The organism is Rhodococcus sp. CX, assembly GCF_015865005.1.
Classification (GTDB): domain Bacteria; phylum Actinomycetota; class Actinomycetes; order Mycobacteriales; family Mycobacteriaceae; genus Rhodococcus.
In genome coordinates this window covers 5,383-10,861 of sequence record NZ_JADZGH010000271.1, presented here as the reverse complement: position 1 = coordinate 10,861, position 5,479 = coordinate 5,383, and the positions used below count along the sequence as shown (strand labels likewise).

5 protein-coding genes are annotated in these 5,479 nt (G+C 70.5%); 4 read left to right on the top strand and 1 reads right to left on the bottom strand.

Annotated features, from left to right (window positions below):
* The 4 genes from I0Q12_RS30700 to I0Q12_RS30685 form a co-directional block, all read left to right on the top strand.
* Window positions 1–1,088 (top strand): isochorismate synthase MenF (locus I0Q12_RS30700; RefSeq protein WP_197257720.1); only part of this gene is annotated, 1,088 nt, incomplete at its 5' end.
* Complete coding sequence (locus I0Q12_RS30695) at window positions 1,085–1,855, top strand: SDR family oxidoreductase (RefSeq protein WP_197257719.1); 771 nt, start codon at window positions 1,085–1,087, stop codon at window positions 1,853–1,855. The genes I0Q12_RS30700 and I0Q12_RS30695, both read left to right, overlap by 4 nt.
* A gap of 22 nt (window positions 1,856–1,877) precedes the next feature.
* Entirely contained in the window at window positions 1,878–3,527 is a 1,650-nt protein-coding gene (locus tag I0Q12_RS30690; protein WP_197257718.1) for a (2,3-dihydroxybenzoyl)adenylate synthase, read from the top strand.
* A gap of 26 nt (window positions 3,528–3,553) precedes the next feature.
* Window positions 3,554–4,222 (top strand): isochorismatase family protein, encoded by a 669-nt coding sequence (locus I0Q12_RS30685; RefSeq protein ID WP_197257717.1) that lies wholly within the window; start codon window positions 3,554–3,556, stop codon window positions 4,220–4,222.
* A 1-nt stretch (window position 4,223) separates the two neighbouring features.
* On the opposite strand, the gene I0Q12_RS30680 is transcribed toward I0Q12_RS30685, so the two are convergent.
* Window positions 4,224–5,479, bottom strand: a 1,256-nt coding sequence (locus tag I0Q12_RS30680; RefSeq protein WP_231611765.1) for an ABC transporter ATP-binding protein, incomplete at its 5' end; no start/stop codon positions are given.

Here is a 5,479-nt window from a genome sequence, read left to right as displayed (position 1 = left end):
GCACGGCCCCCTTCGCCCTGTCCCGCCCCCACGGCACGGTCGTCGCCGACGGCGTCGCCGAATCCTGGTCCCGCGTCGACGATGCCGCCGCGGCCCTGCGCGCGGGAACGGTCCGCGCCGTCGTCGGCGCACTGCCGTTCGACCCGGACCACCCGGCAGCCCTGACCGCCCCGCACACCCTGACGCACACGCCCGCACCGATCTCCAGCCCTGCCGAGGCACTCCCCGCCATCGTCGTCGACGCGGCACTGCCGTCCGAACGCGAACACCTCGACCGGGTCGCGACCGCCCTGACACGGCTGCGGTCGGACGACGAGCTCGCCAAGGTCGTTCTCGCCCGCGCCCTCGTCCTGCGTGCCGAACGTCCGGTCACCGCCGGGCAACTGCTGCACCGGCTGGCCGCAAACGACCCGAACGGCAACGGTTTCGCCGTCGACCTGAGCCCGGCGGGCGGAAGCCGGCGCGGACGGTACCTGGTCGGTGCCAGCCCCGAGGTCCTCATCCGCCGCCGCGGCGACCGCGTCACCGCGCACCCCCTCGCCGGGTCCGCGCCGCGCCACTCCGATCCCGAGATCGACCGCAGAACAGGCGAGGCACTCGCCGCCTCCGCCAAGAACCTCGCCGAGCACGCACACGTCGTCGCGGACCTGCGCGCGAGCCTCGAACCCCTGTGCATCGACCTCGACATCCCGGAACGGCCGCAGCTGACCAGCACCCGGCAGCTGTGGCACCTCGGCACCCCGGTGTCCGGGCGCCTGCGCGACTCGTCCGTCACGGCCCTCGACCTGGCCGTCGCAGTGCACCCGACCCCCGCGATCTGCGGCACCCCCACGGTCGCCGCGCGCGAGGTGATCCGCGAACTCGAGGGTGACCGCGGCTTCTACGCCGGCGCGATCGGCTGGTGCGACGCCGACGGCGACGGCGAATGGATGGTCGCGATCCGGTGCGCCGTGCTGGACGCCGACGGCCGCACGATCACCGCGCACGCCGGTGGCGGCATCGTCGCCGCGTCCGATCCTCAGGACGAACTCGACGAAACCACAACCAAATTCGGAACCGTTCTCGATGCATTGGGGGTACACCGGTGAGCACACCCGTCAGTCTCGTCGTCGGCGCCGCGCAGGGCATAGGCCGCGCGACCGCCCTCACGCTCGCCGGGGCGGGGCATCGCGTCGTGCTCGCCGACCGCGACCCCGAAGGTCTGCGCAAGACCGCGGCGATGCTCGACGAACCCGCCCCCACCTTCCCCGTCGACATCCGCGACGCCGACGCCGTCGACTTCGCGATCGACACCGTCGAATCCGAGCACGGCCCCATCACGAAACTCGCACACGTCGCCGGTGTGTTCTCCACCGCCTCGATCCTCGACGGCGACCCGGACGAATGGCAGCGCATCTACGACGTCAACGTCACCGGCCTGGTGTCGGTGCTGCGCGCCGTCGGCCGGCGGATGCGCGACCGCCGAGGTGGGTCGATCGTCGTGGTCGGCTCGAACTCGGCGGGTGTGCCCCGAATCGGCATGGGGGCCTATGGATCGTCGAAGGCCGCGGTGTCGATGATCGCGCGGGTCCTCGGACTCGAACTCGCCGAATTCGGAATCCGCGCCAACATCGTCGCGCCCGGATCCACCGACACCGCGATGCAGCGGTCGCTGTGGGCCGACCCGGACGACGACGCGGGCGCGCTCGGCGCGATCGCCGGTGACCCCGCCCAGTTCAAGGTCGGTATCCCGCTCGGCCGGATCGCCGAACCCGGCGACATCGCCGACGCGATCGAGTTCCTGCTCTCCGACCGCGCCCGGCACATCACCATGCAAGCCCTGTACGTCGACGGTGGCGCGACCCTGCGCGCCTGAGCATCCCCGAAAGGATCGTTTCGTGACATCCGGTCTGCGGCGCACCGCGCTCGCCGAAACCGCCCGCTACCCCGAAGAATTCGCGGAGCTGTATCGAGGAGCGGGGTACTGGACCCCCGAGACGTTCGCGCAGTTCCTGCCGGCGCGTGCCGCCGAGTTCGGCGACCGGGTCGCCGTCACCGGACTCGATGCGCGCGGCGAACAGCGACGCCTGACCTACCGTGAACTGGACGAGTCCGCGGCCCGGATCGCGTCGGGGCTCGCGGAACTCGGCGTGCACGCGGGGGACCGCGTGGTCGTGCAACTGCCGAACATCGTCGAGTACACCGAGGTGCTGTTCGCGGTCTTCCGTCGGGGTGCGCTGCCGGTGTTCGCGCTGCCCGCGCACCGCGCCGCCGAGATCGGCTACTTCTGCCGGTTCGCCGACGCCGCCGCGTACGTCGTGGCGGCGGAGAACGGCGGATTCGACTACCGGAACCTCGCCCGCGAGGTGTGCGCGAGCCTGGACAATCCCCCGGCGGTCGTGGTCGCCGGTGACGCCGCGGAGTTCGCCGCACTCGACGCGCTGCGCGCGCACGAGCCGGCCCCGGCGGCGGAACTCGACCCCGAATCGGTTGCCTTCCTTCAGCTCTCCGGTGGCACGACCGGAACTCCGAAGCTGATTCCGCGGACCCATTCCGACTACCTGTACTCGGTGCGCGAATCGGCCCGCATCTGCGGGGTCGACGCCGACACGCGCATGCTCGTGGCACTGCCTGCCGCCCACAACTTCCCGATGAGCTCCCCCGGCATCCTCGGCGTGCTGCACACCGGCGGCACGGTGGTGCTGGCCCCGGATCCCAGCCCCGACACCGCGTTCGCGCTGATCGAACGCGAGGCGATCACGATGGCCTCGTTGGTGCCGCCTCTCGCCATGGCGTGGCTGTCGGCGCGGGCCCGTAGCGAGCGCGACCTGTCGTCCCTGCAGGTTCTGCAGGTCGGCGGCGCGAAGTTCCCCACCGAAGCCGCCAAACGAGTGCGGCCCGAACTCGGCTGCACGCTCCAGCAGGTGTTCGGAATGGCGGAGGGACTGGTGAACTACACGCGTCTCGACGACGACGAGGACACGATCGTCACCACGCAGGGGCGGCCGATCAGCGTGCATGACGAGATCCGCATCCTCGACGACGACGACGTTCCCGTTCCCGTCGGCGCCACCGGGCACCTGCTCACCCGCGGCCCGTACACCATCCGCGGCTATTACAATGCCCCCGAACATAATTCGACGGCGTTCACCCCGGACGGCTTCTACCGCACCGGCGACATCGTCCGTCTCACCGAACGCGGCTACATCGTCGTCGAAGGCCGTGCCAAGGACCAGATCAACCGCGGTGGCGAGAAGATCGCCGCCGAGGAGGTCGAGAACCATCTGATCGCCCATCCCGCGGTGCTCGACGCCGCCGTCGTGGCGATGCCCGACCGGTACCTCGGCGAACGCACGTGCGCATTCGTCGTGACCGAAGGGGAAGCTCCGAAAGCACTCGAGCTCAAGGCTTTCCTGCGTGAACGCGGCCTGGCCGGATACAAGATCCCGGACAAGGTGCGTTTCGTCGACGCCTTCCCCGTGACCGGCGTCGGCAAGATCAGCCGGAACGAACTGCGGCGCGCACTGGCCGCGACCTTCGAGAACTGAACGCCCAACCCGAGAAAGCGACGCTCATGGCCCTTCCCGAGTCCGTGTCCTATCCGCTGCCCGAAGAACAGCCGGCGAACAGGGTGGCCTGGACGATCGACCCCGAGCGTGCGGTGCTGCTCGTGCACGACATGCAGGAGTACTTCGTGCGCTCGTTCGACCGCTCCGCCGACCCCCTCGCGACGGTGGTACCGAACATCGACGGGATCCGCGACTCCGCGCACGCGGCGGGCGTTCCGGTCGTCTACACCGCACAGCCCGGCAACCAGGATCCCGCCGATCGCGCTCTGCTGCTCGACTTCTGGGGTCCGGGTCTGACGGCCGATCCGGCCGAGACCGCGATCATCGACGACCTGGCTCCGCACGAGGACGACGTCCTGCTCACCAAGTGGCGCTACAGCGCGTTCATCCGCACCGACCTGCTCGAGCGGATGCGCGCGTGGGGCCGCGACCAGCTGATCATCACCGGGGTCTACGCGCACATCGGCTGCCTGACCACCGCGCTCGACGGATTCATGAACGACATCCAGGTCTTCTTCGTCTCCGACGGCACCGCCGATTTCTCGCGGCGCGAGCACACCGATGCGCTGAACTACGTGGCCTCGCGCTGCGCGGTCGTGCTGCCCACCGCCGACGTCGTCGACGCGCTGGCGTCGGCGAACGTCGCCGGGGACCTGGCCGCTTCGCGGGCCTGACCTACGCGACTGCGGTGACGCGTTCGTCGCGCCGCATCGCGAGTTCGGCGTAGCGGCCGTCGCGGGCGAGAAGTTCGTCGTGGCTGCCCAATTCGACGATCCGGCCGCGGTCGAGCACCGCGATCGCGTCGGCCGCCCGCACCGTCGAGAGCCGGTGGGCGATGGTGATGGTGGTGCGGCCGCGGCGCGCGGCGTCGAGTGCCTGCTGCACGGCCCGTTCGGTTTCGTTGTCGAGCGCGCTGGTCGCCTCGTCGAGCACCAGGATGCGCGGGTCCCGCAACAGCGTCCGGGCGATCGCGAGGCGCTGCTTCTCACCACCGGAGAAGCGGTGCCCGCGGGCGCCGACGAGCGTGTCGTATCCGTCGGGCAGCGACCCGATCAGATCGTGGATCTGCGCGGCGCGCGCGGCGTCCTCGATCTCCGCGTCGGTGGCGTCGGGCTTGGCGTAGCGCAGGTTCTCGCGCACGGTCGCGTGCAGCAGGTAGGTCTCCTGCGAGACGACGCCGACGAGTGCGGCGACGTCGGAGAGCGGAAGGTCGCGCAGATCGACACCGTCGATCGTGACGCGTCCGGTCGTCGGGTCGTGGAGGCGAGCGACGAGCGAGCCGAGTGTGGTCTTGCCGGAACCGGTCTCACCGACGAGGGCGATCTGCGCGCCGGCCGGCACGTCGAGATCGATGTGGTCGAGCGCGGGACGGTCGGCACCCGGGTAGTACAGGCTCACGTCCTCGAAGCGCACCGCTCCGGCGACCCGGTCGAGGTCGAGCCGGACCGGATCGGTGGGTTCGTCGATCTCCACGATCAGGTCCAGGTATTCGAAGATCCGGCTGAACAGGGCCAGCGACGCGGTGACGGACACGCCCACGTCGAGCAGGCTCATGAGGGGGCGGAAGAGCGCGGCCTGCAGGCCGGTGAAGGCGACCAGGGTGCCGATGGTCATGCCGCCGGATGTCGCGGGCAGGCCGGCCACGAGGTACAACACCGCGGGGATCGCCGCGAACACGATGTTCATGGTGGCCATGCGCCACCGGCCCGACAGCTGCGCGTGCACCTCGAGATCCGCGAGTTCGGCGGAGGTGTCCGCGAAGCGGCGGGACATGGACGGTCCGGTGCCGAGCGTCTTGGACAGGAGCACACCGCTGATGGACAGGCCCTCCTCGATCTGGGTCTGCATGTCGGCGAGGCGGCGCTGCTGACGCGCGGTGACCTCGCGGCGCATGAGCGCTACCTTGCGGGTCAGCCAGATCGCGGGCGGCA